We start from the raw sequence: 25,847 nt of genomic DNA, 5'->3' as shown, positions 1-25,847 counted from the left end.
TTCACACAATTCTTGCCGTTATGTGGATAACTCTGTAACTTGCTACCATACAGAGGCATTTAAACGCGATATGGGCAGGAAAGTATTAGTCTTAAATCAAGATTACAGTGCACTCAGCATCTGCTCCGTTCCTAAGGCATTTTTGCTGGTTTATTTAGACAAAGCCGAACTCATTGCCGAATCGGAGCAATTCACGCTCCGAACCGTTTCGGCCGAGTTCCCGATGCCATCAGTCATTCGATTACATCGGTACGTAAGTCTGCCATACAAAGGGGTAATGCTCACCCGGCAGAATATTTTCAAGCGCGACGGCCACCGCTGCCAATACTGCGGAACAAGTGAAGACCTAACTCTTGATCACGTTTTGCCGAAATCTCGGGGTGGAAAAACGAGTTGGGACAATCTGGCAACAGCCTGCAAACGGTGTAATTCTCGCAAAGGCGACTACACACCAGAAGAAGCAAACCTGAAGCTGCGGCAGAAACCATTTAAGCCAACATTCTTAGTTTTCTTACGTGAGTTTTCGGGGTCTTTAGAGCAAAGCTGGATGCCATTCTTAAGTAAAAAAGAAAAAGCATTTCAATAAATAATCTCGAAAAGGAGAAGGGAGTACAGAAGAAGGAGCCACTATGGTATTCTTTCTCCTGTACTCCCTTCTCCTTTTGTACTCAATGTCAAAGACTTTTGCCTAACAAGAAACTTTTTTCCAATAGCAATTGCTATCTTTGCAGTCCTTTTTTGAGGACAACTTTTTACAAACCAAAAGTCAGCCCGCCATTGACCCACGGGCTGATGTACCGAGTGGGTCAGGAAAACATTTTTTATGAGCAAAACGCAGCAACGCGAACTGCCGGCATTTGATTGGGACCGGGCAGACAACAAAGGATTCGGAAGTGGCTATTCGGATGCAGAACGCAACCGGATGTTGGAACTGTACGACAACACCCTGTCGGAAGTTAAGGAGAAAGAAGTAGTGATGGGAACCGTCGTTGGGATTACAGACCGTGAGGTGCTGCTCAACATTGGCTTCAAGTCGGACGGGTTGGTTCCAGCTTCCGAATTCCGGGATATGCCGGACCTGAAGATGGGTGATGAAATTGAAGTTTACGTAGAAAATCAGGAAGACCCGAACGGTCAGTTGGTGTTGTCTCGCAAAAAGGCGAAGGTGATCACCGCTTGGCAGAAAATTCAGCGCGCGTTGGACGAAGACCTCGTTATCGATGGCTTCGTGAAACGTCGGACGAAAGGTGGTCTGATCGTTGATATTTTCAGTATTGAAGCATTCTTGCCTGGTTCACAAATCGACGTGAAGCCGATTCGTGATTTCGACATTTTTGTCGGCAAGAAGATGGAAGTTAAGGTTGTTAAGATCAACTATGCTAACGATAACGTAGTTGTATCGCACAAAGTACTGATTGAGAAGGACCTCGAAGCACAACGCGCTCAAATCCTGAACAATCTCGAAAAAGGTCAGGTACTGGAAGGTGTAATCAAAAACATGACCAACTTCGGTGTATTCATCGATCTTGGCGGTGTAGATGGTCTGCTGCACATCACGGATATTTCGTGGGGCCGTATCAGCCATCCATCCGAAGTACTGCATCTCGACCAGAAGGTTAACGTGGTCGTACTTGACTTCGACGAAGACAAGAAGCGTATCTCGTTAGGCATGAAGCAGCTGCAGGCTCATCCATGGGATGCTCTTGCTGACGATATCCAGGTTGGCTCTAAAGTGAAAGGCAAGATTGTAAACGTGGCAGACTACGGTGCATTCCTTGAAATCATGCCTGGCGTTGAAGGCTTGATTCACGTTTCTGAAATGTCGTGGTCACAGCACCTGCGTAACCCACAAGAATTCCTGAAAGTTGGCGACGAAGTAGAAGCACAAGTGCTGACACTAGATCGTAACGACCGTAAGATGTCTCTTGGCATTAAGCAACTGGCTGAAGATCCATGGACTCGTCCAGAATTGGCTACCAAGTATGCTATTGGCACCCGTCACAAGGGTGTAGTGCGCAATTTGACCAACTTCGGTTTATTCCTTGAGCTGGAAGAAGGCATCGACGGTCTGGTACACGTATCAGATTTGTCTTGGACGAAAAAGGTAAAACACCCATCAGACTTCATCAAAGTTGGTGAAGAGCTTGAAGTGATTGTACTGGAACTTGACGTTGATAACCGTCGTCTGGCTCTGGGTCACAAGCAGCTCGAAGAGAACCCGTGGGATACCTTCGAGACCGTCTTTGCGGTTGGTACAATTCACCGTTGCACCATCCTGAGCAAAAACGACAAAATGGCTACGCTCGAACTGCCTTATGGTATCGAGGGATTCTCTTCGCTCAAGAACCTGGCAAAAGAAGACGGTAGCTTTGCGGAAGCAGGCGAAACATTAGACTTCAAGGTAACCGAGTTCTCGAAAGAAGAAAAGCGCATTATGTTGTCGCATACCAAAACATGGCAGGAGAAGAACGAGCCAGCTAAAGAAGCGAAGCAGCCTAAAGCTGCTGCACCGAAGCCAGCTCAATCGAACCAGCCTGAACGCGGTGCAACGCTTGGTGATCTGGATGCCCTAGCTGCTCTGAAAGAGCAAATGGAAGGTCGTAACTAAGCTAATTAGATTATAGTACCTTGTAAAAATGCCCCTTGGTGTAAAGACTGAGGGGCATTTTTTATAAGAGTGTTTTTCAAATAATAGATAAAATTGTATGTTTGCACTCCCGAATATATGACTCGTCATATATAAAGGGCAATAAGGTTCCGTGGCCGAGTGGCTAGGCAGAGGTCTGCAAAACCTCGTACAGCGGTTCGAATCCGCTCGGAACCTCTTCTGTAAATACACTAGCTCAAAAATTGCCATCTATATAAATCCGATTGGGTTTATATAGATGGCAATTTTTTTGCTGAACATAGGCTTAAACAAATCGTTATCAGGGAAAAACAGGGCTATACATGAGCCACTACTTAGAACCGATATAAATAAAATTGAGTGCTAAAAATAACTAAACCTCAATTTTTGCCTATCCAGCAATCGTGTCGTACTTTTGTGGGCCAATGAATAGTCACTGGTGATTATGTTGATCAACTCAATAAATATAGTACATAAAATGAGTCGCTTATCCAAGCTTTGCGGGGTCATGGTCCTGTCACTGACGCTGTTAGTGAACAGTGGTCAAGTGAAGGCGCAGGATTCGGTCGCGGCTGCCGGCGGTGGACCTGCCGCAGCTACACCAGCACCATCTGGTGGAGGTGACGCCGAAAAAGGGAAGGCCCTGTTCACAAATAACTGTGCACAGTGCCACGCAGTTACAGAAGAAGTGGTTGTTGGTCCAGGTTTGAAAGGTGTTCAGCAGAGAACGCCAGGTAAGGAGTGGCTTTATAAATGGATTCGCAATTCGTCGGCCGTAATTGCCACTGGTGATCCGTATGCCAATCAAGTGTTCAATAAGTACCAGCGGATTCAGATGTCCAGCTTTCCAAATTTAACGAATGCTGACATTGATGGAATCTTAGCTTACATTGATCAGGCTAGTGCACCTGCTCAAGCAACTGTTGGTGGTGATGGCGCTCAGCAAGCTCGCGGTGGCGGTGGTGCAGGTGGAGACCAGAACGGTTCTGGATCATCAATATCTGGCCCTTCCGAACTGTTCACGTTTGTATTGGTCGCTTTGCTGGTAGTTATGCTGCTGGTACTAGGCGTTCTATTAGTCATTGTAACGATCCTGTCACGTGCTGTAACACCTGTAGCAGTTACTGACAGTACGCAAACGCCCGCTCCGCTAAGCCAACGTTTGAAAGAGGGACTGTCGAGTGCTTTCAATAATTCAACGTTACGCTCAATTGTCATTTGGTTGTTTATTTTCATTGCAACCAAGGAGTCTCTTGACGGACTGTATAGCGTTGGTATTCAGCAGGGATATGCTCCTAAGCAACCAATTGCTTATTCACACAAGCTTCACGCAGGTCAGTACAAGATTGATTGTAACTACTGCCACGTGGGTGTAAACAAGGGAAAGTCGGCTACTATCCCATCCGCTAACATCTGCATGAATTGCCACGGCGTTATTAAGAAAGAGTCGCCGGAGATTCAGAAGATTTACGCAGCTATTGAGCAGAACCGCCCTATTGAGTGGGTACGTGTACACAACCTACCAGATTTTGCTTATTTCAATCATGCTCAACACGTAAATGTTGGTAATGTTCAGTGCCAAACTTGTCATGGTGAGATTGAGAAAATGGAGGTAGTAGAGCATCGTTCTTCTTTGACGATGGGTTGGTGTATTGACTGTCACCGTAAGACAGAAGTAAATACTAAAGACAACGCTTACTACGATAAACTCGTCGCTCTTCACCGTAAAGAAAGTAAGGAGCCGCTTAAAGTGGCAAATATCGGCGGCTTAGAGTGCTCTAAGTGTCACTATTAATCCACCGAACCAAGGTTATTATACCGCATACAACACGCATGGAAAATACAACCAAACGGTATTGGAAAGGGGTTGAGGAGCTGCGAAACGACGCGTCGTTTGTCAAAAACGCTACTAGTGAGTTTGCTAATCCTGAGCCAAATGAATCGTCGTCTGATCTGGATGGTCTGCTCGGCGGCTCGAACACCCAACGCCGTGATTTCTTAAAAGTAATGGGCTTTGGCATGGCAGCTGTGTCGTTGGCGGCCTGCGAAACGCCTGTCCGGAAAGCAATTCCGTATATTAATAAACCAGAGCGTACTTATCCATCAATCTCGGATTTCTACGCGTCTACTTACGTTGACGGTGGCGATTACGCTGCTGTATTAGTGGAAACTCGTGAAGGCCGACCTATTAAGATAGAAGGTAACCCGCTGTCAAGCATTTCAAAAGGAGGTACTTTCCCTCGCGTTCAGGCCTCTGTTTTGTCACTGTATGACATTGACAAGCTAAACGGCCCACGACGCGGTGAAACAGTGATTGATTGGGCAACTGCTGACCGGGAGATACAGAATCAATTAAGCTCTGTTTCATCTCGGGGCGGGGCTATTCGTCTTGTAACGTCTACAATTTTAAGTCCAGCTACAAAAGCAGTTGTTGCTGATTTTGTAGCTAAATACCCGACGACTCGCCACATCATGTACGATGCAAACTCTTCGTTTGGCATCGTGCAAGCCAATCAGGCTTCCTTTGGTAAAGCAGTAATCCCATCATACGATTTTAGCAAGGCTCAAACGATAGTTAGCTTAGGAGCTGATTTCCTTGGGACCTGGATTGCTCCACTGGAGTACGCTAGACCCTACGCAATGACCCGTAAGGTTGGTGCTATTGGTGGCGGTAAAAAGACGATGTCGCGGCATTACCAATTTGAGACTGGTTTTTCTACGACTGGTGCTAACGCTGATTATCGTGGAACCTACAAGCCTTCTCAAGAAGGGTTAGTTGCTTTGGCGCTTTACAACAAAGTTGCGCAGAAACTAGGCGGTACGCCCGCGGGCTCATCATCGATTAACGTTCAGTACTTAGATAAAGCAGCAACTGATTTGGCTCGTTCTCGCGGACGTGCGCTGGTAGTATCAGGCTCTAATGATCCTAATGTTCAGGTCATTGTTAACGCCTTGAACAACTTATTAGGTAGCTACGGGACAACGATTGATCTCGATACGCCAGTAAACTACCGCCAAGGCAATGACCAGCAGATGAATGCTTTCATCGACGAAGCAAAGGCTGGCCGCATAGGCGCTGTTATGTTCTTTGGTGCCAATCCAGTATACGACCACCCACGTGGTGCTGAATTGGCTGAAGCTCTTCCCAAGATACCATTGTCTGTTTCTTTTTCTGAGCGATCAGATGAAACAGCGTCGTTAGTGAAATACATTACGCCAGCTCCTCACTATCTGGAGTGCTGGGGCGATGCTGAGCCTAAGCAAGGGCATTATAGCCTGATGCAGCCAGCTATTACGCATATTTTCAAAACTCGCCAGTTTCAATCGAGTTTGCTTACATGGGCAGGTCAGCCGAACGATTATCAGACGTACCTGAAAAACTTCTGGCGCACTACATACTATCCGCAAGTAACCGGGTTCGATTCATTTGATGCTTTTTGGATTAAGTGTCTAAATGATGGCGTATTCGAGCCTAATAAAGGACAAGCAACTACAGCAGGTAGCGCATCCTTCGCCGGAAATATTGCTCAGGCAGCCCTAGGCATTACCCAACGATACAAGCCAACAACAGGTATGGAATTGGCTTTGTACGAAAAGGTGAGTATTGGCACAGGTTCAATGGCTAACAATCCTTGGTTGCAAGAGATGCCAGATCCTGTTTCTAAGGCTTGCTGGGATAACTATGCTGCTATTTCGCAGAAGACAGCTAATGAGATGGGACTTGCTCACAATGACTTAGTGACAGTCTCTGTGGGGGGCAAATCAATGGAGCTGCCAGTGCTGGTACAACCAGGCCAAGCTGATAACACGGTTTCTGTAGCACTTGGTTACGGCCGTGAGAAAGCCGGTAAATCAGCAAATGGTGTTGGTAAAAATGCGTTCCCTTTTGCTTCGCTCGTTAATGGATACGTAGCTTACTCAGCTGTAAATGCAAAGGTTGAGAAAGCTGGTGGTACACGTGAGATTGCTCAGACGCAAACACATGATACTATAATGGGGCGTCGGGCGGTAGTTCAGGAGACTAAGTTAGCCGACTACCAAAAGAATCCCATGGCTGGGCGCTACACGCCGAAAGTTGAGACGTCGGAAGGGCCAACGGAGTCTGCTAACATCACATTGTGGCATGGCTATGGCAAGCCAAATCATTCCTGGGGAATGGTCATTGACCTGAATTCTTGCATTGGTTGTAATGCGTGTGTCATCGGTTGTCAGTCTGAGAACAATATTCAGGTAGTGGGGCGCCAGGAAGTCATTAACCGGCGTGAGATGCACTGGATACGTATTGACCGCTATTATAGCAGTGATGCTGAACCAGAAGATTTCAAGGAACTGGAAGTTGCATCGTCTAATCCCGAAGTAACGTTTCAGCCAATGCTTTGCCAGCATTGCAGTAATGCACCTTGTGAGACCGTTTGCCCAGTATTGGCTACTACTCACAGCACAGAAGGGTTGAACCAGATGACTTACAACCGCTGTATTGGTACACGTTATTGCGCCAACAACTGCCCTTATAAAGTTAGACGGTTTAACTGGTTTAAGTACTTCGATAATGACAACTTTGATTACCATTTCAATAATGATCTTGGTAAGATGGTGCTCAACCCTGATGTAACGGTCCGTTCACGGGGTGTCATTGAAAAGTGTTCGTTCTGTGTGCAGCGGATTCAAGAAGGTAAGCTAACGGCCAAGAAAGAACGCCGTCGGCCAATGCCCGACGAAATTCAAACGGCTTGTGCGCAAGCTTGCCCAACTAACGCTATTGTTTTTGGCGACCTTAACAATCCTGAAAGCTCTGTTTCTAAATTGTTAGAGGTAGAAACGAAGGGGCGGGCATTCCACGTGTTGGAAGAGATTAATGTGAGACCACAAATTTCGTATCTGACTAAAATCCGCAACAAGGACGAGGAACCAAAACAAGAAACTCGTCAGGAATCGCAAGTGTAAATCACGAATTACAGCAAGACGATGTACGATAGCAGTAAACAATCTTACATCACAAATTGTAAAACGTACAACGTCAATCGTATAATAATTAATAGAGTAAGGATATGTCACATGTAACATCAGCCGTAAGAACTCCCCTCGTCACCGGTGGCAAAACCTATGCCGACGTGACAGAGGATATCAGCAGACAGGTTGAGGGCCGGCCCACCCGCGAGTGGACTATTGCTTTCACTATCTCGGTGGTTGTGCTACTTTACGGAACCGCCTGCGTGTTCTGGACCTGGTGGGAAGGACTGGGCGTATGGGGTTTAAATAAAACGGTTGGCTGGGCCTGGGACATTACCAACTTCGTTTGGTGGGTAGGTATTGGCCATGCCGGTACATTGATCTCTGCTATCTTACTGTTGTTTCGTCAAAAATGGCGGACCGCTGTAAACCGTGCTGCCGAGGCTATGACCATCTTCGCCGTAATATGTGCAGCAAGCTTTATTTTAATGCACATGGGTCGTCCATGGCTGGCATATTGGGCATTACCATTGCCTAACACATGGGGCTCATTATGGGTAAACTTTAAATCGCCACTTGTCTGGGACGTATTCGCAATCAGTACCTACTTCACTGTATCGTTAGTGTTTTGGTATATGGGTTTATTACCCGACCTGGCTACTATTCGTGACCGGGCTCGTAGCAAAGTATCACGTTACATATATGGTGCGTTTTCTTTAGGCTGGAATGGTTCTGCAAAGACTTGGGCTCGTTATGAATACATGAGCTTAATCTTAGCTGGGCTTTCTACACCGCTCGTACTATCAGTACATACGATTGTAAGTATGGACTTTGCCACATCAGTAATTCCGGGCTGGCACACGACTATCTTCCCTCCTTATTTCGTAGCGGGTGCTATCTTCTCCGGCTTTGCTATGGTACAGAACCTGATGCTGATTATCAGAGTAGTATTTAAGCTGGAAGATTACATTACAATTGAGCACATTGAGTCAATGAATAAAGTCATCACGCTCACAGGTTCAATTGTAGGGGTAGCTTACTTGACAGAGTTCTTCATTGCTTGGTATTCCGGTGTAGAGTTTGAGAGCTATGCGTTTATCAACCGGGCAACCGGTCCTTACTGGTGGGCTTACTGGGCTATGATGACTTGTAACGTTATCTCTCCACAGCTCTTCTGGTCACGTACAATCCGTCGTAGCATTGTATGGACGTTCACATTATCGGTTGTTGTTAACATCGGTATGTGGTTTGAGCGGTTCGTAATTATTGTTACATCATTACACCGTGACTACCTGCCATCGAGCTGGGCAATGTTCCACCCAACTCTATTTGATATAAGCGACTATATTTTCTCGTTTGGTTTGTTCTTCACGTTGTTCTTGTTGTTCTCCAAGTTTTTACCAGTAGTGAACATGGCTGAGGTGAAAGCGATCATCAAGTCATCATCTGAGAAACTTCCTGTATCTGTATCAGGCGTTGCAAAAGGAGAGCGTGTTGCAAATCCAACATTTAACAAAGACGTAGAATAAGCCGGGTTATCCGGAGCGGTTTGGCGTTTGTAGTTTAAGCGGTGTTACTCTAGTAACAGTAAGAAAAACTACAAGCGCCAAACTACCAACTTCAAATAATAATACCGATCATGTCAGACGTAAATGGTAGCGGTAAATTCTTAGTCGGCATCTATGATGATGACGACGTAGTACTGAAAGCCGTTAAAGATGTAAAAAAAGCGGGTGTTCGAATTCATGAAGTTTATACCCCGTTTCCAATTCACGGGTTGGATGTTGCACTTGGCCATCCACGTACTCGATTAGGGATTGCGGCCTTTTTGTTTGGCCTATCCGGTACAACAACGGCATTATTACTAACTGCTTATACAGAAAGCTTCGACTGGCCAATGATCGTAGGTGGTAAAGATTCTTACTCTCCGGTTATTTATGTTCCTGTCATTTTTGAGCTGACTGTACTGTTCTGTGCGTTAGGAATGGTTGGAACATTTCTGGTATCGAATGGGCTGGGACCAACTGTTAAGCCTTTGATGTACGACTTACGTACGACTGACAATAAGTTTGCAATGGCTATCGACATGAGTAAGAACAATCTTGCTGAAGGTGACATTGAACAAATATTAAAGAATTCAGGGGCTGCTGAAGTTAACGTAAAGCAGTTCTAACGCGCGAAATGAGAATGATAACTAAACATACAGGCGTAGTACTGCTAGCTATCGTTGGAGTATTTTTCGTAGGAACATCCTGCCAAGATGATCACAACGATACCGGCGTCGAATTTGCGCCACAGATGTACGATCCAGTTCCTTATGAGCCTTATAAGCAAATAAGAGCTAACACTGTTAATCCTTACGGTTTAAACATGCGTGATCCGGCCCGTGGTACTGTATCTCGGCCAAACTATCACACAACGTTTGGTACCGGCGATAGTACCGTGACAGACATCATGGTCTATAATATTCCTAAAGATAGCATCGGGCTAGCTGAGCGTGTATTAACTAACCCAATTCCTCAAACTGATAAGTCATTAGAAGAGGGTAAGGTTCTGTATGGTCGCTATTGTATTCATTGCCACGGCGAAGGTGGTAAAGGTGATGGCTTAGTTGGTAAAGAATACAAAGGTGTACCCAGCTATTCGGCCGACGCTTATAAGACCATGAATGACGGACATATATTCCATGTTATAACACATGGTAAAGGTCGGATGTGGCCTCACGGCTCACAGATGACTCCTGAAGAGCGCTGGAAAATAGTACAGTACGTTCATAAGTTGCAGCAGGGTTAATTTCTTCCCTTGAACCGTAAGCAAGCAGTTAGTGCATTATCTATTTAAGTCATACTAGCTGCTTGATTTATCAAAAAGGAAGAAGTAGATAAATTTTGTAATTGACAAATAAACAAGAATGGCATCGGCTCACGCAATTCCGTCCTTAGACGAACAATTTGAATTTACTGCGGAATCCAAACGCCGACTCATCATTGGCATTGGAGCCGGAGTCGCGCTGGTAGCAATCGGCGCGTTTCTGTTGGCGTCGGGTGTCGGCAGTCACGAAACACACGAGGTTGTCCAGGGTACCGGCGCCAGTGAAGGCCACGATGGCGGACATCACGCCTATAAATGGACCAATCGATTGTGGGCTAACGTATGGCTAAACGCAATCTACTTTACAGGAGCATCTGTAATTGGAATGTTCTTTATATCGTACAATTATCTAGCTCAGGCAGGATGGTCATCGGCCTTCAAGCGTATTCCTGAAGCACTACCTGCTTACCTACCTTACATGGGCATAGTTGTACTCGCCGTATTCTTTTTAGCTGGTCACGACCTATTTCATTGGACAAATCCAGGGTTATACGACAAAACTAGTACTGATTACGATCCAATCATTGCCGGTAAACAGGGATTCCTTAATACGCCATTTTATCTAATCAGGGTAGTACTATACTTTACACTCTGGTACATACTGTGGCGTATGTTACGAAATTTCTCACTACAGGAAGATCTTCATGGAGGAACTGAGTACTACGAAAAAAGTATAAAATTTGGTACAGCTTTCTTAGTAGTATTTGCAGTTACATCGTCAACATCAGCCTGGGATTTTGTGATGTCAATTGATACACACTGGTTCAGCACTATGTTTGGCTGGTACACACTAGCTAGTTGGCACGTAACGGGCTTGGCCATAATCACGCTAACCGTTGTTACGTTAAAAGAGCGAGGTTATTTGCAAATCGTTAATGAAAACCACCTGCATGACCTGGGCAAGTTCATGTTTGCCTTTAGTATCTTCTGGACTTACGTATGGTTTGCCCAGTTTATGCTGATTTATTATGCTAACCTTCCAGAAGAAACTATCTATTATAGAGAGCGTTTCAGTGGTTACGGTGGTATTTACAAAGCGCCATTTTTCATTAACATCTTCCTAAACTTTGTCTTTCCATTTCTTGTTCTCATGACAAGGGATGCCAAGAGAACATACATCTTTTTGAAGTTGGCAGCATGGGGTATCATCATTGGTCATTACTTCGACTTCTACGTTAATATCATGCCAGGAACAGTCGGTGAACATGCAGGTTTCGGCCCTATTGAATTTGGTATGATATTGATTTTCGCGTGCGGATTTATGTGGTCAATTTCCTCTCAGCTAACAAAGGCAAATCTGATTCCAAAGAATCATCCAATGCTTGAGGAAACGTTGCACCACGATATTTAATCAATAACCCGTTTACATCATGGTTTATATAGTGGCTTTGTTGTCGGTAATATTCTTAGGACTGGCTGCTTTAGTCGTATCTCGGATGGCCGCCGTTGTGAAAAATGCAAACGGGCCGGTCGAAGAGGGTCGTATAGGATTGAGCAACCGCATTAATGGCGCGTTGTTTATGGTTTTCTTTGTCGTAGGTATTATCGGCGTTGTGTGGTCATTCTACTATGCGTCCGAATTCTTTTTACCAGAAGCATCGTCGCCACATGGCCGTCGAACGGATTCTTTGTTCTGGCTTTCGATGGGCATTATAACGGCTGCATTCTTCATTACGAACGCGCTGTTATTCATCTTCGCTTGGCGTTATCAGTACAAAGCTGGCCGTAAAGCCGCATATTACCCCGAGAACCACAAACTTGAACTTATCTGGACGGTTATCCCAGCTGTGGTAATGGCTCTGCTTGTGTTTACAGGATGGCGAGCTTGGCGTGATATTATGTCAGAAGCTCCAGCTGATGCACAAGTATTTGAAATCGTTGGTAAGCAGTTCAACTGGATTGTTCGTTATCCCGGTGTTGATAACAACAAACTCGGAGCTTATAATTACAAACTCATCGATAACAATAATGAAACGGGTATCGATTACACCGATGAAGCTTCATTCGATGACTTTGTATCTACTACTGAGCTGCATATCCCAGTTAATAAGCCTGTATTGTTAAAGATACGCGCTCGAGACGTACTGCATAGCGTGTTTATTCCGCACATGCGAGTAAAAATGGACGCTGTGCCAGGCATGCCAACCCGTTTCTGGTTTATAGCCGATAAGACAACGGATGAAATGCGAAATATGACGGGGAATCAAGACTTCGGATATGAGATTGCTTGTACTGAAGTTTGTGGCCGTGGTCATTTTTCAATGCGCATACGTTTAGTAGTTGAAGATGAAGCATCGTGGCAGGCATGGTGTAAGGAGCAAAAGCCATTGCTATCATCAACACCTGACTTGGCTGCTCGCATCCCGGAAAATCTTAAAGCTAAAGCTGCTAAGTATTTGCCGGCCGAGGGTACTGCTGCACCAGCAGATAGTTCAACAGCTTCAACTCAACAAAATGGTGGTGTATCGGCAGTAAGTGCCACTATTCGTTAATTCTAACTTTACAACAAACCAAGTACTATGGCGACTGTAGTAGCTAATCAGGCAACCGTGGCTCATCACGCTGAGCATGAACACCACGAGCCGCAAAGTTTTTGGCGCAAATACATCTTTTCCGAGGACCACAAAACTATTGCTAAACAATATTTGATTTCAGGTATTATCTGGTCAGTTATTGGCATTAGTTTGTCCGTCATGTTCCGACTTCAGTTGGGCTTTCCTGATATGAAGATGGACTTCTTACGACCCATTTTAGGTAGTTGGATCGACGAGAGTGGTAAGTTAGATAAAGACTTCTATTTGGCGCTTGTTACCATGCACGGCACAATAATGGTATTTTTTGTGCTTACGGCTGGTTTAAGTGGAACGTTCTCTAATTTCTTGATCCCGTTGCAAGTAGGTGCTCGGGACATGGCTTCAGGCTTTTTGAACATGTTGTCATACTGGTTTTTCTTTGTAGCCAGTGTTGTGATGTTCGTCTCTTTATTCATTGAGACAGGTCCCGCAGCCGGAGGTTGGGTAGTATATCCGCCATTGAGCGCGTTACCACAGGCTCACCCTGGCTCAGAGATGGGTATGACCCTTTGGTTGAGTAGCATGGCCTTGTTTATTGTGTCGCAGTTGCTAGGTGGTATTAATTACATTACTACTGTAATCAACCTGCGCACGCGTGGAATGTCGTTCAGCAAGCTTCCACTAACGATATGGGCCTTTTTCTTAACGGCGGTGTTAGGCTTGATCTCTTTCCCTGTATTGTTATCAGCCGCTTTGTTGCTAATCTTTGACCGTAGCTTCGGTACAAGCTTTTACTTATCTGAAATTTATGTAAAAGGGGAAGCGCTGCCAAATGTTGGCGGTAGTCCAATATTGTTTCAGCACTTGTTCTGGTTTTTAGGTCACCCAGAGGTATATATTGTATTATTACCAGCCCTGGGTATGACTTCAGAAATTATTGCAACAAATGCTAGAAAGCCAATCTTTGGTTATCGTGCCATGATTGCTTCTATGATGGGTATTGCGTTCCTGGCATTTATTGTATGGGCACACCATATGTTCGTCACAGGTATGAACCCATTCCTAGGGTCGATCTTCATGTTCCTGACGCTGATTATTGCTGTTCCATCGGCCGTAAAAGCTTTCAACTACATCACGACTCTTTGGAGAGGTAACATCCGCTTTACCCCAGCTATGTTATTTTCGATTGGTCTTGTATCATTCTTCATATCTGGTGGTTTGACAGGTCTGATCTTGGGTAACTCTGCTTTAGATATTCAACTGCACGATACTTATTTCGTTGTAGCTCACTTTCACTTAGTGATGGGTGCTGCATCTGCATTCGGACTCTTAGCAGGTGTTTATCACTGGTTCCCAAAGATGTTTGGGCGGATGATGAATGAAAAGCTTGGATACATTCACTTCTGGCTGACGTTTATTGGTATTTACCTTGTGTTCTTCCCAATGCACTACATTGGTATTGCGGGGTTCCCACGTCGGTATTATGCCTTTACAAGCTATGACTTCACGAAGAACATCTTCGCAGATATGAATAGCTTCATTAGCCTTGCTGCTATTTTCACTTTTACGGCTCAGTGGATATTCATCTGGAACTTTGTTTACAGCATGTTCAGAGGAAAGAGAGCTCCCCAAAATCCTTGGAAGTCAAACACATTGGAGTGGACAACTCCAATTTCCCCTGGTCACGGAAACTGGCCTGGTGAGATACCAGCCGTATATCGCTGGCCTTATGATTACAGCAAGCCTGGCGCAAAGGATGACTTCATCCCTCAAAACGTGCCATACTCTCAAACCCCAGAATCAAATCTTCCGCATGAGAATGAGTTGATTGGTTTGGAAAAAGAGATCGAGGCACAAAACCTGAATGATCAATTCAAGCAACCTCATTAATAAGAATGAACAGCGTTTCCGGAGCTTGGCTCTTCTGACAGTAATTGTTATATACTTGCTAATATTAGCAGGAGGTATTGTCAGAGGTACAGGCTCCGGAATGGGCTGTCCAGACTGGCCTAAGTGTTTTGGTCGTTGGATACCGCCTACAGAAGCTTCTCAGCTACCATTGAATTATCAGGAAATTTATGGTGCAAAGTTGAAAGGCGAAGTAGAGTTCAACGCAGTGAAAACATGGATAGAGTATGTAAACCGGCTTCTGGGAGTACTATCTGGTTTTTTTGTGTTAGCTACAGTCGTAGCATCAATCTCTTATCTAAAGAAAGATAAGGCTGTGTTTCTAGGTAGCTTTGCTGCCTTCTTGCTTATAGGCCTGAACGGTTGGTTAGGTTCTCGTGTAGTTGCTACAGAGTTAGCACAATACATGATAACTCTTCATCTATTGCTGGCTGTCCTTGTGGTCTTCTCTTTAATTTTTGTTCTAATTCGCTCTTATTCCTTTCAACTTGAATCGGCATCGGGTCAACTTAAAACTGCTCGAATAAATGGGCTGTTGCTAACTGCACTGTTCATTTCATTAAGCCAAGTACTTTTGGGTACCCAAGTTCGCGATGCTCTTGATGAAGTTGTGAAACGATTAGGGCAAAGCCAACGTAACAGTTGGATTGACAATATAGATTGGCGATTCTACATACACCGATCTTATTCACTGGTTGTGCTGTTTGTTCAGGTTGTCATATCCTATCGATTGTATAAATTGGGGGTTAAGGGGTTGATAAATACCCTAGCCAAAATGATTGTAGCGGTTACAATTGCTGAAATTATAACAGGTGCAGTGATGGCTTATTTTGGAGTGCCAGCTATTGCCCAGCCTATTCATCTACTATTAGCCGTAGTGATGATCGGATTGCAATTTGCCGTTTGGGTTATACAGCAACCTAAACTTATGGGATCTAACCAGGCTCTTGAAGAGTCACGTTTACTGAACGTTTAGCATGGAAAAGACAATTAGCCTAAGTATCATTAATACCAAGGCGAAAGCATATATAGAGTTGTTAAAGCTGAAGCTTACACTTGCCGTTGTATTTTCTGGCGTGTTCGGCTATTGCTTAGCAGCTGATCAAATAATATGGTGGAAAATGCTGGTTTTAGTAATCGCTTCCATTGCAATTACAGGAGCGGCTAACATCATTAACCAAATTATTGAAAAGGATTCGGACAAGGTAATGAAGCGTACAGCTGTTCGTCCATTACCAACAGGGAGATTGTCTGTAAGAGAGGCTGCATTTTTCGCTTTATTATTATTTAGCATAGCTTGCTATTTATTTGTTGAAGTGTTCAACGTTCGAGCTGCAGCTTTAGCAGTTTTGTCATTGTTGCTGTACGGATTTGTTTATACACCTTTAAAACGCAAAGGCCCTATCGCCGTTTTTGTAGGCGCTTTACCAGGCGCATTTCCACCTATGATTGGTTGGGTAGCAGCAACGAATCATTATGGTTTAGAACCCGGTATTTTATTCGCCATACAGTTTTTCTGGCAATTCCCGCATTTCTGGGCGATTGGTTGGCTAGCCTTTGATGAGTATAAAAAAGCTGGGATCCAGATGATGCCAGGCGATGGTAAAAATGCAAAAACAGCGTATCGGATCATGATATATACGCTGTTTTTGATACCCGTTGGCTGGTTGCCATATCTACTTGGGATGACGGGTATTAATTCAGGCTTAGTTGCTATGGCAGGCGGAATCTTGTTTCTAGCACAAACGTTTCACTTAATGAGGACCTGCACTGATAAAGCAGCACTTCAAATGATGTTTGGATCATTGTTGTACTTGCCAATCGTGCAGATTGTTTACTTATTAGACAAAGTATAACGCGCCATGAGTGAGTTAGTGAACAATATTTCGATAGTTGAAGAGCCGGAAGAAACACTCTCAATGAACCCCCGCAAGTTTATCTTGTGGTTGTTTATTGTAAGCATTATTATGCTCTTTGCGGCCATGACAAGTGCCTATTTAGTTCGACGTGCTGAAGGTAACTGGCTAGATTACGATATCCCGTCAGTCTTTACGTACAGCTCTATTGTTTTGGTGATTAGCAGCCTTACAATGCATTGGGCCTACTTATCTGCAAAAAAAGACAATTTTGGCAGCCTTAAGACAGCGATAACTGTTACTTTTGCACTCGGAATGGCTTTTCTGTATATGCAGTTCCAGGGATGGGTTGAATTAGTCAATCAAAAAGTATTCTTTGTTGGCAACCCGTCGGGTTCATTCATGTACATTTTTACTGGTCTGCACGGCTTCCATTTAATTTCTGGTCTGATTGTACTGGTTTTTGCTTTGGTCGCTTCATTCAGGCTTAAAGTACATGCTAAGAGCTTAAATCAAATAGAGATAGCGTCCACATACTGGCATTTTTTAGACATTCTGTGGTTGTACTTGTTTTTATTTTTAGTTTACTTTCATTGATAATCATTTAGACGCATGGCGGCTACTGCGACGACAAACACCGTAGCAACAAATTCAGCACAAACGTTCGACAAAAAAACCTGGATGGGTGGAGTTGAGCCGATGAATGCCAGTTATGGCAAGCTGATGATGTGGTTCTTTTTAATCTCTGATACCTTTACGTTCTCAGCATTGCTGGTAACGTATGGATTAATCCGATATAGTTACCCTGCTTGGGACCCGGCTATATATGGCGAGGTATTTAAGTTTTCAAACTTATACTGGCCAACACCAGAGAAAGTGTATAATGCAGTACCGTTTCTTCATGGGGTAGATGCGCCATTGATATTTGTAGGTATCATGACGTTTATACTCATCTTTAGTAGCGTTACGATGGTGTTAGCTGTTGAGGCAGGTCATCGGATGGATCGTAAAGATGTTGAGAAGTACATGTTGTGGACCATCTTGGGTGGTTTAACCTTCTTAGGTAGCCAAGCCTGGGAATGGTCACACTTCATACATGGAACAGAGACAGGAACCGTTGTAAGCGAACTTGTCAATGGACAAACAATTCAGCGTACAATCTTCGGTGCAAACCTGGTCGAAAACCAGTACGGCCCCCCGGCTTTCGCTGATTTGTTTTTCTTTATTACGGGTTTCCACGGTACTCACGTATTTAGTGGAGTAGTACTGAACATTTTGATCTTCTATCGGGCTGCAACGGGCTTGTATGATCGGCGTGGGCATTATGAGATGGTTGAGAAGGTTGGCCTATATTGGCACTTTGTAGACCTTGTTTGGGTATTTGTATTTACCTTCTTCTATCTGGTCTGATAATAAATTAACCATGGCTAACAACACACATCATAACGACGGTCATGCCGGAACCGAGAATGTGCCTGCACAGACAGGCGTTATCTGGCGGACATTCATTATTCTTTCTGTAATAACAGCGTTTGAGTTTACACTAGCTTTCTTCATGAAAGCAGGTGGGTTGCGGACGTCCATCTTTGTAGGAATGACGCTGGTGAAAGCCTTTTACATTGTTGGTGAGTTTATGCACTTGAAGCACGAGGTGAAAAGCTTAATTTGGGCTATTACAATTCCAGTGCTGTTTATTGTTTGGTTATTGGTCGCTCTGTTGACAGAAGGCGGGTCGATTTTCCAACTCAGGTAATATGACAACAACTCGAAAAGCCGGGATCCTGCTCGCTACGCTGCTGGTCCCGGCTTTGCTGTATCTATTCCTCAGGTTTGGTACAGAAAATCATTATGTATTACCTCGCTATTTGCCAAAAATAGATTCCACCAAGGGGGAGCCTCTACTGGGCAAGGTTACCTTAACTGATGGTCGGGAAGTGGTTGATACGCTTTACAATCACATACCCCCTTTTAAGTTGATTGATCAGGACGGAAAAGCGGTTGACCAATCTATTGTCAAGGGTAAGATTTATGTAGCTGATTTCTTTTTTACACGTTGCGGAACAATATGTCCTAAGATCTCGTCGCAGCTTACCCGAGTACAAGACATATTTCGGAATAATCCCAGTGTAGTCTTACTTTCTCACTCAGTTGATCCAGAACATGACCGTCCGCAACAGCTTAAAGCGTACGCTAAAAAGTACGAAGCGATTCCTGGCAAATGGTATTTCTTAACCGGTAGTAAAGAAGATATCTATAATCTGGCAATGCACGGTTATTACCTACCGGCTGTTGATGCAGGGGTTAAGGAAGGCAAGCCTGACGAAACTTTTATTCACAGCGAAAAGTTGGTATTAGTAGATAAAGAAGGGATTGTCAGAGGGTTTTATGACGGAACTGACAAAGAAGATGTTGATCGATTAGTGCTTGAGATACGTGTGTTGTTAGACATATACAGCAAAGAATAAGCTATCATTTATGGACACGCTACAACCTGTTCAGGAACAGAAAGCCAACCGAGTCATAAACATTCTGTCATTAGCTATACCAATTGCTGTCGCGGTACTGCTGGGCGTTCGACAGAAAGTGGATTTGGGGAGCTGGACTACCTATTTACCACATATTAACGGTGTAATAAATTCCTTAACCTCTGTCTTACTATTGGTCGGTTTGTATTTCATTCGGCAGAAGAATGTAGAAGCGCATAAGCGCGCAATGCTTACAGCGTTCTCGCTAGGTTCTGTGTTCTTAGTTAGTTACGTGTTGTATCATTTAACGAATGAGTCAACTCCTTTTGGAGGGCAGGGTTGGATAAGACCTGTATACTATTTTCTGCTAGTATCGCACATTGTTTTGTCGGTAGTAGTAGTGTGGTTTGTTCTACGAGCGGTTTATTTTGCTATAAGCGGACAAATAGGCAAGCACAAACAAACAGTAAAATGGGCCTATCCGATATGGCTATACGTGAGCATAACCGGCGTAATCGTTTACCTGATGATAAGGCCTTATTATACCCATTAAATCATTAAACAGATGAAAAACTGGAAGTTTTGGCTGGTAATTGTTTTAGTAATGATGATCGTGCCCGACTCAATGGCTCAGTGTGCCATGTGCCGGGGAACGGTCGAAAGCACCGTTAGCAATGGCCGTAGTGTTGTTGCTTCAGAGTTGAACTTTGGTATTTTGTATTTATTAGTTGTTCCATATCTGATCGTTGCATCAATCGGTTACTTGTGGTACCGAAATAGTAAGCAGGAGCATGGAAGACGTCTCGAAATTGCAAGCCGCGTTAAACGGGCTATGTCCTAAATGTAGGAAGGGCAAAATTTTCAAAAAGCCTTTTTATTCATTAACAGGCTTTGATGAAATGTATGAGTATTGCCCCCATTGCGGATTGCGTTACGAGGTCGAACCTGGTTACTTCTATGGAGCAATGTTTGTGAGTTACGCTATTTCGGGCGGGGTTGCGCTGGTAATTGGTTTCTTACTGTTTTACCTGGCTGGCGATCCTAGTGGATGGGTGTATTTTGCGGTGATTGCACCGGTAATGGTATTAATTGCTCCAATTAATTTTAGAGTATCTCGAGTAATTTGGCTACAATATGTAGCCGGAATAAAGTACGTAAAAGGGCTCTGAGAGCCCTTTTTTTATGAGTTAGTGGCTCCAATAGGAGACCAGGCAGTAGGGTACGTCAAAAAATTTTTCGGTTCATGCAACCTCCTCAGCTTTATCCTGCATCTTAGCCTTGAACCTAGACCATCATGCTCCGAATAATACCGTTTTTTACAACCGAAGCGCAATTAGTGGCTGCATTGAAGCGGGGTGAAAGCCGTGCTCATAAGGTTGTGTATGAACGGTTTGCTGGTAAGATGTTAGCAGTATGCACTCGATATTGCGCAAACCGTGCCGATGCCGAAGAGGTGATGCTTGACGGTTTTATGCGTGTGTTTGAGAAAATAGATCAGTTCCGTCAAGACGGTAGCTTCGAAGGGTGGATTCGTCGAATTATGGTGACCGAGTCATTGATGTTTCTCCGTAAAAATAAACAATGGCGGCAGGAGATACCTATTGAGGAGGCAACAGTTGAGCCTGACTATGAATGGGCTGATACCGCCGTTAATGAAAACGATTTATTACACATTGTAAATCAATTACCCGACGGGTACCGTACTATTTTCAATTTATACGCTATTGAAGGGTACGCCCATGCTGAGATTGCGGAAATGCTTGGCATTTCAGAAGGAACATCAAAGTCGCAGTTAAGTCGTGCTAGAACAATATTACAAGCGAATTTGAAAAAGCTGGAGCTCGAAGTGCGCCTGCATACTAGCCATATTGATACCTATGAAAAAACATACGGAAAAGCGGCCAATCGATGATTTGTTCGCCAAAAGACTGTCGAATATGTCGTTGCCACCCAGTTCGGATGGTTTCGAACGGCTACAAGCCAGAATGGGCCAGCGAAAACCGGAAGCAAAGGTTATACTTTGGCGTAATCCTGTTGTGCAAAAATATACGGCAGCCGCCTGTGTGGTACTAGTATGCGGTTTAGGCTGGCAATACTGGCCATCAGGCAGCAAGGTGTCATCGGGACAGCAAAGTGTGGCCTACAGCAAAAAAATGGAGCCAAAGGTCCAAAGATCTACTGAGGGCGAGAACATAAGTGGTCAAACATTAAGTAATACAGAGGCTACGCCTTCCGTTCAGAATGAAGCAACGCCAGGCGCAGAAGATATAAAAGCTGACCAGGAGAAACTAGCGCAATCGCATATCGCGCAGCATCAACGTACTAAACAGCCTAATACCCTAGAGCAATCTAAGAAAGGTGCTATAATGACATCAGTTAATGAACCTGCCCAAAAGCGAATTCTTGAAGAAGTTAAAACTCAGGTTGAAGTAGTGGCTGCCAATACCGCTCCTGAGTCTGTAACACCTGCGGCTGAACAAATAGCCAATAATACTCAAAAGCCCGCCGAACGTATACTGGTTGTAACAATTCCTGAACCAGAAGCGTTGGTTGCCGCGCGGCAAGCAGCCAAGGCATCTATCACTGACCAGAAGCCTGTGCTGGTTGTAGCCGATAAGTTGGAGAAAGAGACGAAAGCTGCAACGTTATGGCAACAAGTGAAACGTATCAAGCAGGGTGATGTGCTTGCGCGTCGTGATAACAACGACGAAGAGCGTAGTCTGCTTGGACGAGCGTACAATGGTATAAAACATAACCTTGATAAGGACAAATCAGCTAAGCAATGAACGGTGTACTGCGCAGGGCTTTTGTAGCCGTGCTATTTATGGGAGCTTTAGTTACGCCAGCTGTAGCTTATAGCCCGGCTGATTCGTTAGTAATTCGGTTTGCTAATCGAACCCGGTTGGTTATTTACGCGCCAGATAAAGCTGGCATACAAGCTCTGTCGAATTACGACTTGAACAAAATTGTCCGCGAAATGGGAATGAAACTTGATTCAGTTCCTAATGGACAAACCGCTATTTCACAAGATGGTGACCGCTATTTGAGAGATACTGTATTGGTGATAACCAAGAAAAAAGATGGCGTAACTATAGTTGTTGATAGAAAAAACGAGTCTAAAGATGACTCTATAAAAAATCATCGTGATTATACTAAAACGTCTTCAAAGCGAAGCTTTAACTCCTGGGCAAGAAGTGTGGATTTTCAGATTGGTCTCAATACACTTCTGACGCAAACTAATGTAGCCGCTTACCCTACTGGCTTGTACGAGTTGAAACCGATAGGATCGCGTTATTTTGCGGTAGCCTTTGCACAGCGTCCTACAATAATCAGTGGTAAACGAACTAGATTAAGTTTGTACTACGCGGCCGAAGCCTCATGGAACAATTACATGTTCGAAAACAACGTTGTAGCCACGAAAGGCGCTACACAGATGGAGTTTATTACACCCTCAGAAGAACTTAAAAAAAGTAAACTAACAACCTTTGCTTTGCAAGTACCCGTGGTACCTCGTGTGAGCTTCTATAATGCGTCGGGGCGCAAGGTGTTCCATTTAGGAGTTGGCGGATTTGTAGGATACCGCCTTGACAGCTACACAAAAATCAAGCGTCAAAATAACGAGAAAGACCATGAGCACGCCAGCTTTTATCTAAACGACCTTCGCTATGGTCTTGTAAGCCATATCGGTGTCTTGAAAACAAATCTGTTTGTTAAATATGATTTGAATTCGGTGTTTCAGACAGGCAAAGGACCTGATGTACGAACCCTAAGTTTTGGCGTCTCTTTTTGATGAGTTCAAACATTATCTCTGTAATTGGCTGCGGCTGGTTAGGCTTTCCTTTAGCAATACGTCTTTTAAAGGAAGGTTATATCGTGAAAGGGAGCGCCACCTCAGCTGAAAAAACACTGACATTAAAGCAAAACGGTATTGATGCCTACGAGCTACGTTTAAATCCCAAACCAGAAGGTAATCTAACATCCTTGCTTGAAGTCGACGTGTTAGTTATTAATATTCCGCCGAAAGCCGGTAAGATGGGTAATGATTTCCATCCTGAACAAATCAGCTACTTGACAGAGCCCATACGTCAGTCGTCTATCAAACACGTGATTTACGTGAGTTCAACGTCAGTATATCCTGAATTGAACCGAATAGTGGTTGAAGACGACGTAACAAGTTCAAAGCAGTCAGCCGCGCCCGCTCTAACAGAGGCTGAGCAGCTAATCCAAGGTCTTGCTACAGTGCAAAAAGTGACGGTATTACGTTGTGGCGGCTTGATGGGGTATGACCGTATTCCAGGCAAATATGTTGCTGGCCGATCCCTCGACACTGGAAATGTACCCGTAAACTACCTTCACCAGGACGACGCCGTTGCTATACTGTTAACCTTGATCGAGCAACATAAACAAGGTACGTTCAATGCTGTAGCTCCGGAGCATCCTACCCGCGAAGCTGTGTATCGAAAAAGCTGTGTTGACTTTGGCTACGGACTACCTAGCTTTATCGCACCATCTGAACCAGTACCTTACAAAGTAATTAGTCCCCAAAAGCTGATTGAATCAACTCAATACACCTTCGTCTATCCTGATCCGTTGCAATTTTATTACGAGCTATGAGCGTAATAGATGTCGGACACGAGTCCAGAAAAAACCACCCGAAGAAGGTTTGCTGGTCGGTGTAGCAGCTCGGTTTAGCGCAGCTAAAAACATAAAATACCCTTGTCCGTACCAGGCTCGAAAGCGTTCATTTACCTGCGTATCATGTTTAGGTAAGTATGCCAGCAACTGATCCAAATCAAAGCTGTTTGATGCAACGCCAACACCAGCACGTTGGCCATCAATGGCGTTACAGGCCTGTTCAAAGTGATTAGGTTGCGGAATCATTAGGGCAGGCTTACCCAGGTAGGCCGCTTCGCAAACTGATTCGAAGCCAGCCGTGGTAACAATTGCCTTACAGCGGGCCATAAAATCCAGAAACCGCTTCCCATCAATAGCATGGTACGTTAGCGTATCATCAATTACCTGATTCGGTACGTTAACGCCAGCGTGAAAGCCATCCATACGAATCTGGGGATGTTGCCGATGCGCCTTTAAGAGTTCAACATTGAGGCCAGGCTGCGTCACGTAAGCCAGCAAAAAATCGCCATTTGTTGGCTTCATCTGAGTGACCTCCTGACGAAGCAATGGAGGAACTACGCGAACGCCTTGACCAGGTGCGTCGGCTTGCTTATCGAAAGAAAGCGCCAACAACTCACGGGCCCCTAAACAGGTCAAACGCGTGTTGATCTTGAACGCCTGTTCGTAAAACCACTGATTTTTGGGACGTTGAAAGTTGGGATGAAACGCCAGATACTGATGCGCAATACAAACCATTGGTACGCTTGGTCGTAACAACGCATAGGTTAATCCTCCCAACATTTCATAAAAATTGACAACTACATCCGGGCGCTGGGTATCAATGATAGTGCGTACCTGTTTTAAGCTACGCCAAAATGGTCGGGCGTAGCGAATAGCTTGAATCGTGGTTTTAACCGGTTGAAGCTCGTTTGTACCGGCATTATACACTAGCCCTGGACTGAAGATTGGCGTAATAGGCGCTGTAAATTTTTCGCTGAAGAACGAAGGCACCCCGCGTTCAGCCGTTACGCCAACTATAGCACCAATTACCTGATGGCCGGCCGAATGCAAAATTTGCGCTAGTGATAACGCCTGAGTTAAGTGGCCACGTCCTTCTCCCTGTACTAAAAATAAAATACGCATTGCGAAAAGGAGTTTAATCGAGCTGAGTTGACAGGTCGCTCTCAACAAGTTGCTTAGCTCGTTTAGCAGCCTTCTTTGCTTCTAATTCTTCCTCATCATCGGATAAGTCCGATGTATAATAGACTAGACTCCAGTTCCCTTCATGGTCTTCTACAAGCGCACTTAATGACTCGACCCAGTCACCGGAGTTCATGTAAATGATGCCGTCGAATTCGTGAATGGCTGGCTGGTGAATGTGGCCGCAGATAACACCGTCGCAATTGCGGGCACGAGCAAGTTCGGTTAGTTTCTGCTCATAATCAGATATGTAACTAACAGCCTGTTTAATTCTGGCTTTAACCTGCTGGGAGAGCGAGTAGTAAGGTAAGCCGCGCCAGGTACGATACTGATTATAGAATTTGTTAACCCAGAGCAGGAACGTGTAGCCTATATCGCCTAGATAAGCTAACCACTTCATTTGTGACGTTATCGAATCAAACACATCACCATGGGTAACATAAAACTTTTTGGCACCTGAGGTTAGCGTGTAATCTTTCCGAATCGAGAAATTCTTGCCAACCTTGAGCGGCATAACCTGATCCAGAAAATCGTCGTGATTGCCGCGTAGATAAACAACTTTGGTATCGTAGTGAACGATTTGCTTTAAAACCGTTTTAAAGAAAGCAGTATGTTTTTTCTTCCACGTACCGTACTGTTTCAACTGCCAGCCGTCAATGATGTCGCCGTTAAGAATTAGTTTCTGGCAAGAGTAATTTCGTAAAAACTCCGTGGCTTCCTTAGCTTTCGACCCGGCTGTGCCGAGGTGAATGTCGGAAAGCACAATTGTGCGGAATTGTGTACTTGATTTCATAAACGAAAGTACACCCCATAAATGAAGTAGAGTTTATCCTAGTGTTACTAA

25 protein-coding genes and 1 tRNA gene are annotated in these 25,847 nt (G+C 44.5%); 24 read left to right on the top strand and 2 right to left on the bottom strand.

Annotated elements, in window-relative coordinates; genetic code table 11:
• Positions 1-70 precede the first annotated feature (70 nt).
• The 24 genes from ACFSUS_RS16800 (at position 71) to ACFSUS_RS16685 (ending at position 23,803) form a co-directional block, all read left to right on the top strand.
• Positions 71-586, top strand: coding sequence for an HNH endonuclease (locus ACFSUS_RS16800; RefSeq protein WP_381524547.1), 516 nt, complete (start codon positions 71-73; stop codon positions 584-586).
• 237 nt (positions 587-823) lie between these two features.
• A complete protein-coding gene (gene rpsA, locus ACFSUS_RS16795) occupies positions 824-2,608 on the top strand; it encodes a 30S ribosomal protein S1 (protein WP_381524545.1) in 1,785 nt (594 codons plus the stop codon).
• Between the two features lie 145 nt (positions 2,609-2,753).
• Positions 2,754-2,824, top strand: a tRNA-Cys gene (locus tag ACFSUS_RS16790).
• Positions 2,825-3,071: 247 nt separating this feature from the next.
• Positions 3,072-4,421 (top strand): c-type cytochrome, encoded by a 1,350-nt coding sequence (locus ACFSUS_RS16785; RefSeq protein WP_381524543.1) that lies wholly within the window; start codon positions 3,072-3,074, stop codon positions 4,419-4,421.
• 38 nt (positions 4,422-4,459) lie between these two features.
• Positions 4,460-7,570: a TAT-variant-translocated molybdopterin oxidoreductase gene (locus tag ACFSUS_RS16780; RefSeq protein WP_381524541.1), complete on the top strand. Its 3,111-nt coding sequence runs from the start codon at positions 4,460-4,462 to the stop codon at positions 7,568-7,570.
• Positions 7,571-7,674: 104 nt separating this feature from the next.
• Positions 7,675-9,105 (top strand): NrfD/PsrC family molybdoenzyme membrane anchor subunit, encoded by a 1,431-nt coding sequence (gene nrfD, locus ACFSUS_RS16775; protein WP_381524540.1) that lies wholly within the window; start codon positions 7,675-7,677, stop codon positions 9,103-9,105.
• A 110-nt stretch (positions 9,106-9,215) separates the two neighbouring features.
• The gene (locus tag ACFSUS_RS16770) at positions 9,216-9,749 is read left to right on the top strand and encodes a DUF3341 domain-containing protein (RefSeq protein ID WP_381524538.1); all 534 of its coding nucleotides are present in this window, start codon (positions 9,216-9,218) and stop codon (positions 9,747-9,749) included.
• A gap of 14 nt (positions 9,750-9,763) precedes the next feature.
• Entirely contained in the window at positions 9,764-10,369 is a 606-nt protein-coding gene (locus ACFSUS_RS16765; RefSeq protein ID WP_381524536.1) for a c-type cytochrome, read from the top strand.
• Positions 10,370-10,487: 118 nt separating this feature from the next.
• The gene (locus tag ACFSUS_RS16760) at positions 10,488-11,798 is read left to right on the top strand and encodes a quinol:cytochrome C oxidoreductase (RefSeq protein ID WP_381524534.1); all 1,311 of its coding nucleotides are present in this window, start codon (positions 10,488-10,490) and stop codon (positions 11,796-11,798) included.
• A 19-nt stretch (positions 11,799-11,817) separates the two neighbouring features.
• Positions 11,818-12,939, top strand: a complete 1,122-nt coding sequence (locus ACFSUS_RS16755; RefSeq protein WP_381524532.1) for a cytochrome c oxidase subunit II — start codon at positions 11,818-11,820, stop codon at positions 12,937-12,939.
• A 27-nt stretch (positions 12,940-12,966) separates the two neighbouring features.
• Positions 12,967-14,850, top strand: coding sequence for a cytochrome c oxidase subunit I (locus tag ACFSUS_RS16750; protein ID WP_381524530.1), 1,884 nt, complete (start codon positions 12,967-12,969; stop codon positions 14,848-14,850).
• Complete coding sequence (locus tag ACFSUS_RS16745) at positions 14,825-15,844, top strand: COX15/CtaA family protein (RefSeq protein ID WP_381524528.1); 1,020 nt, start codon at positions 14,825-14,827, stop codon at positions 15,842-15,844. Before ACFSUS_RS16750 ends, ACFSUS_RS16745 begins: the two co-directional genes overlap by 26 nt.
• A 1-nt stretch (position 15,845) precedes the next feature.
• Positions 15,846-16,724 (top strand): heme o synthase, encoded by an 879-nt coding sequence (cyoE, locus tag ACFSUS_RS16740; RefSeq protein ID WP_381524526.1) that lies wholly within the window; start codon positions 15,846-15,848, stop codon positions 16,722-16,724.
• Positions 16,725-16,730: 6 nt separating this feature from the next.
• The gene (locus ACFSUS_RS16735; RefSeq protein WP_381524524.1) at positions 16,731-17,321 is read left to right on the top strand and encodes a cytochrome c oxidase subunit 3; all 591 of its coding nucleotides are present in this window, start codon (positions 16,731-16,733) and stop codon (positions 17,319-17,321) included.
• A 15-nt stretch (positions 17,322-17,336) separates the two neighbouring features.
• The gene (locus ACFSUS_RS16730; RefSeq protein WP_381524522.1) at positions 17,337-18,134 is read left to right on the top strand and encodes a cytochrome c oxidase subunit 3; all 798 of its coding nucleotides are present in this window, start codon (positions 17,337-17,339) and stop codon (positions 18,132-18,134) included.
• A 13-nt stretch (positions 18,135-18,147) separates the two neighbouring features.
• The gene (locus ACFSUS_RS16725; protein WP_381524520.1) at positions 18,148-18,477 is read left to right on the top strand and encodes a cytochrome C oxidase subunit IV family protein; all 330 of its coding nucleotides are present in this window, start codon (positions 18,148-18,150) and stop codon (positions 18,475-18,477) included.
• A gap of 1 nt (position 18,478) precedes the next feature.
• Positions 18,479-19,189 carry an SCO family protein gene (locus ACFSUS_RS16720; RefSeq protein ID WP_381524517.1) on the top strand — a complete coding sequence of 237 codons (711 nt, stop codon included), beginning with the start codon at positions 18,479-18,481 and terminating at the stop codon, positions 19,187-19,189.
• A 10-nt stretch (positions 19,190-19,199) separates the two neighbouring features.
• Complete coding sequence (locus tag ACFSUS_RS16715) at positions 19,200-19,742, top strand: DUF420 domain-containing protein (RefSeq protein ID WP_381524516.1); 543 nt, start codon at positions 19,200-19,202, stop codon at positions 19,740-19,742.
• Between the two features lie 12 nt (positions 19,743-19,754).
• A complete protein-coding gene (locus ACFSUS_RS16710; protein WP_381524514.1) occupies positions 19,755-20,030 on the top strand; it encodes a hypothetical protein in 276 nt (91 codons plus the stop codon).
• A complete protein-coding gene (locus ACFSUS_RS16705; protein WP_381524513.1) occupies positions 19,981-20,358 on the top strand; it encodes a DUF983 domain-containing protein in 378 nt (125 codons plus the stop codon). The genes ACFSUS_RS16710 and ACFSUS_RS16705 overlap by 50 nt, the downstream gene beginning before the upstream one ends.
• A 125-nt stretch (positions 20,359-20,483) precedes the next feature.
• A complete protein-coding gene (locus ACFSUS_RS16700) occupies positions 20,484-21,101 on the top strand; it encodes an RNA polymerase sigma factor (RefSeq protein ID WP_381524511.1) in 618 nt (205 codons plus the stop codon).
• Positions 21,067-21,975: a hypothetical protein gene (locus ACFSUS_RS16695; protein ID WP_381524510.1), complete on the top strand. Its 909-nt coding sequence runs from the start codon at positions 21,067-21,069 to the stop codon at positions 21,973-21,975. The genes ACFSUS_RS16700 and ACFSUS_RS16695 overlap by 35 nt, the downstream gene beginning before the upstream one ends.
• Entirely contained in the window at positions 21,972-22,979 is a 1,008-nt protein-coding gene (locus ACFSUS_RS16690; protein ID WP_381524508.1) for an outer membrane beta-barrel protein, read from the top strand. The genes ACFSUS_RS16695 and ACFSUS_RS16690 overlap by 4 nt, the downstream gene beginning before the upstream one ends.
• Complete coding sequence (locus ACFSUS_RS16685) at positions 22,979-23,803, top strand: Rossmann-fold NAD(P)-binding domain-containing protein (RefSeq protein ID WP_381524506.1); 825 nt, start codon at positions 22,979-22,981, stop codon at positions 23,801-23,803. The genes ACFSUS_RS16690 and ACFSUS_RS16685 overlap by 1 nt, the downstream gene beginning before the upstream one ends.
• On the opposite strand, the gene ACFSUS_RS16680 is transcribed toward ACFSUS_RS16685, so the two are convergent.
• Both ACFSUS_RS16680 and ACFSUS_RS16675 read right to left on the bottom strand, forming a co-directional pair.
• Positions 23,798-24,946: a glycosyltransferase family protein gene (locus ACFSUS_RS16680; protein ID WP_381524504.1), complete on the bottom strand. Its 1,149-nt coding sequence runs from the start codon at positions 24,944-24,946 to the stop codon at positions 23,798-23,800. The genes ACFSUS_RS16685 and ACFSUS_RS16680 overlap by 6 nt on opposite strands.
• A 13-nt stretch (positions 24,947-24,959) precedes the next feature.
• Positions 24,960-25,796: a UDP-2,3-diacylglucosamine diphosphatase gene (locus tag ACFSUS_RS16675; protein WP_381524502.1), complete on the bottom strand. Its 837-nt coding sequence runs from the start codon at positions 25,794-25,796 to the stop codon at positions 24,960-24,962.
• Between the last annotated feature and the right edge of the window lie 51 nt (positions 25,797-25,847).

The sequence above is a fragment of the Spirosoma soli genome, from assembly GCF_042684525.1.
Taxonomy (GTDB): Bacteria; Bacteroidota; Bacteroidia; order Cytophagales; family Spirosomataceae; genus Spirosoma; species Spirosoma soli.
This window is presented reverse-complemented; position numbering and strand designations above follow the sequence as displayed.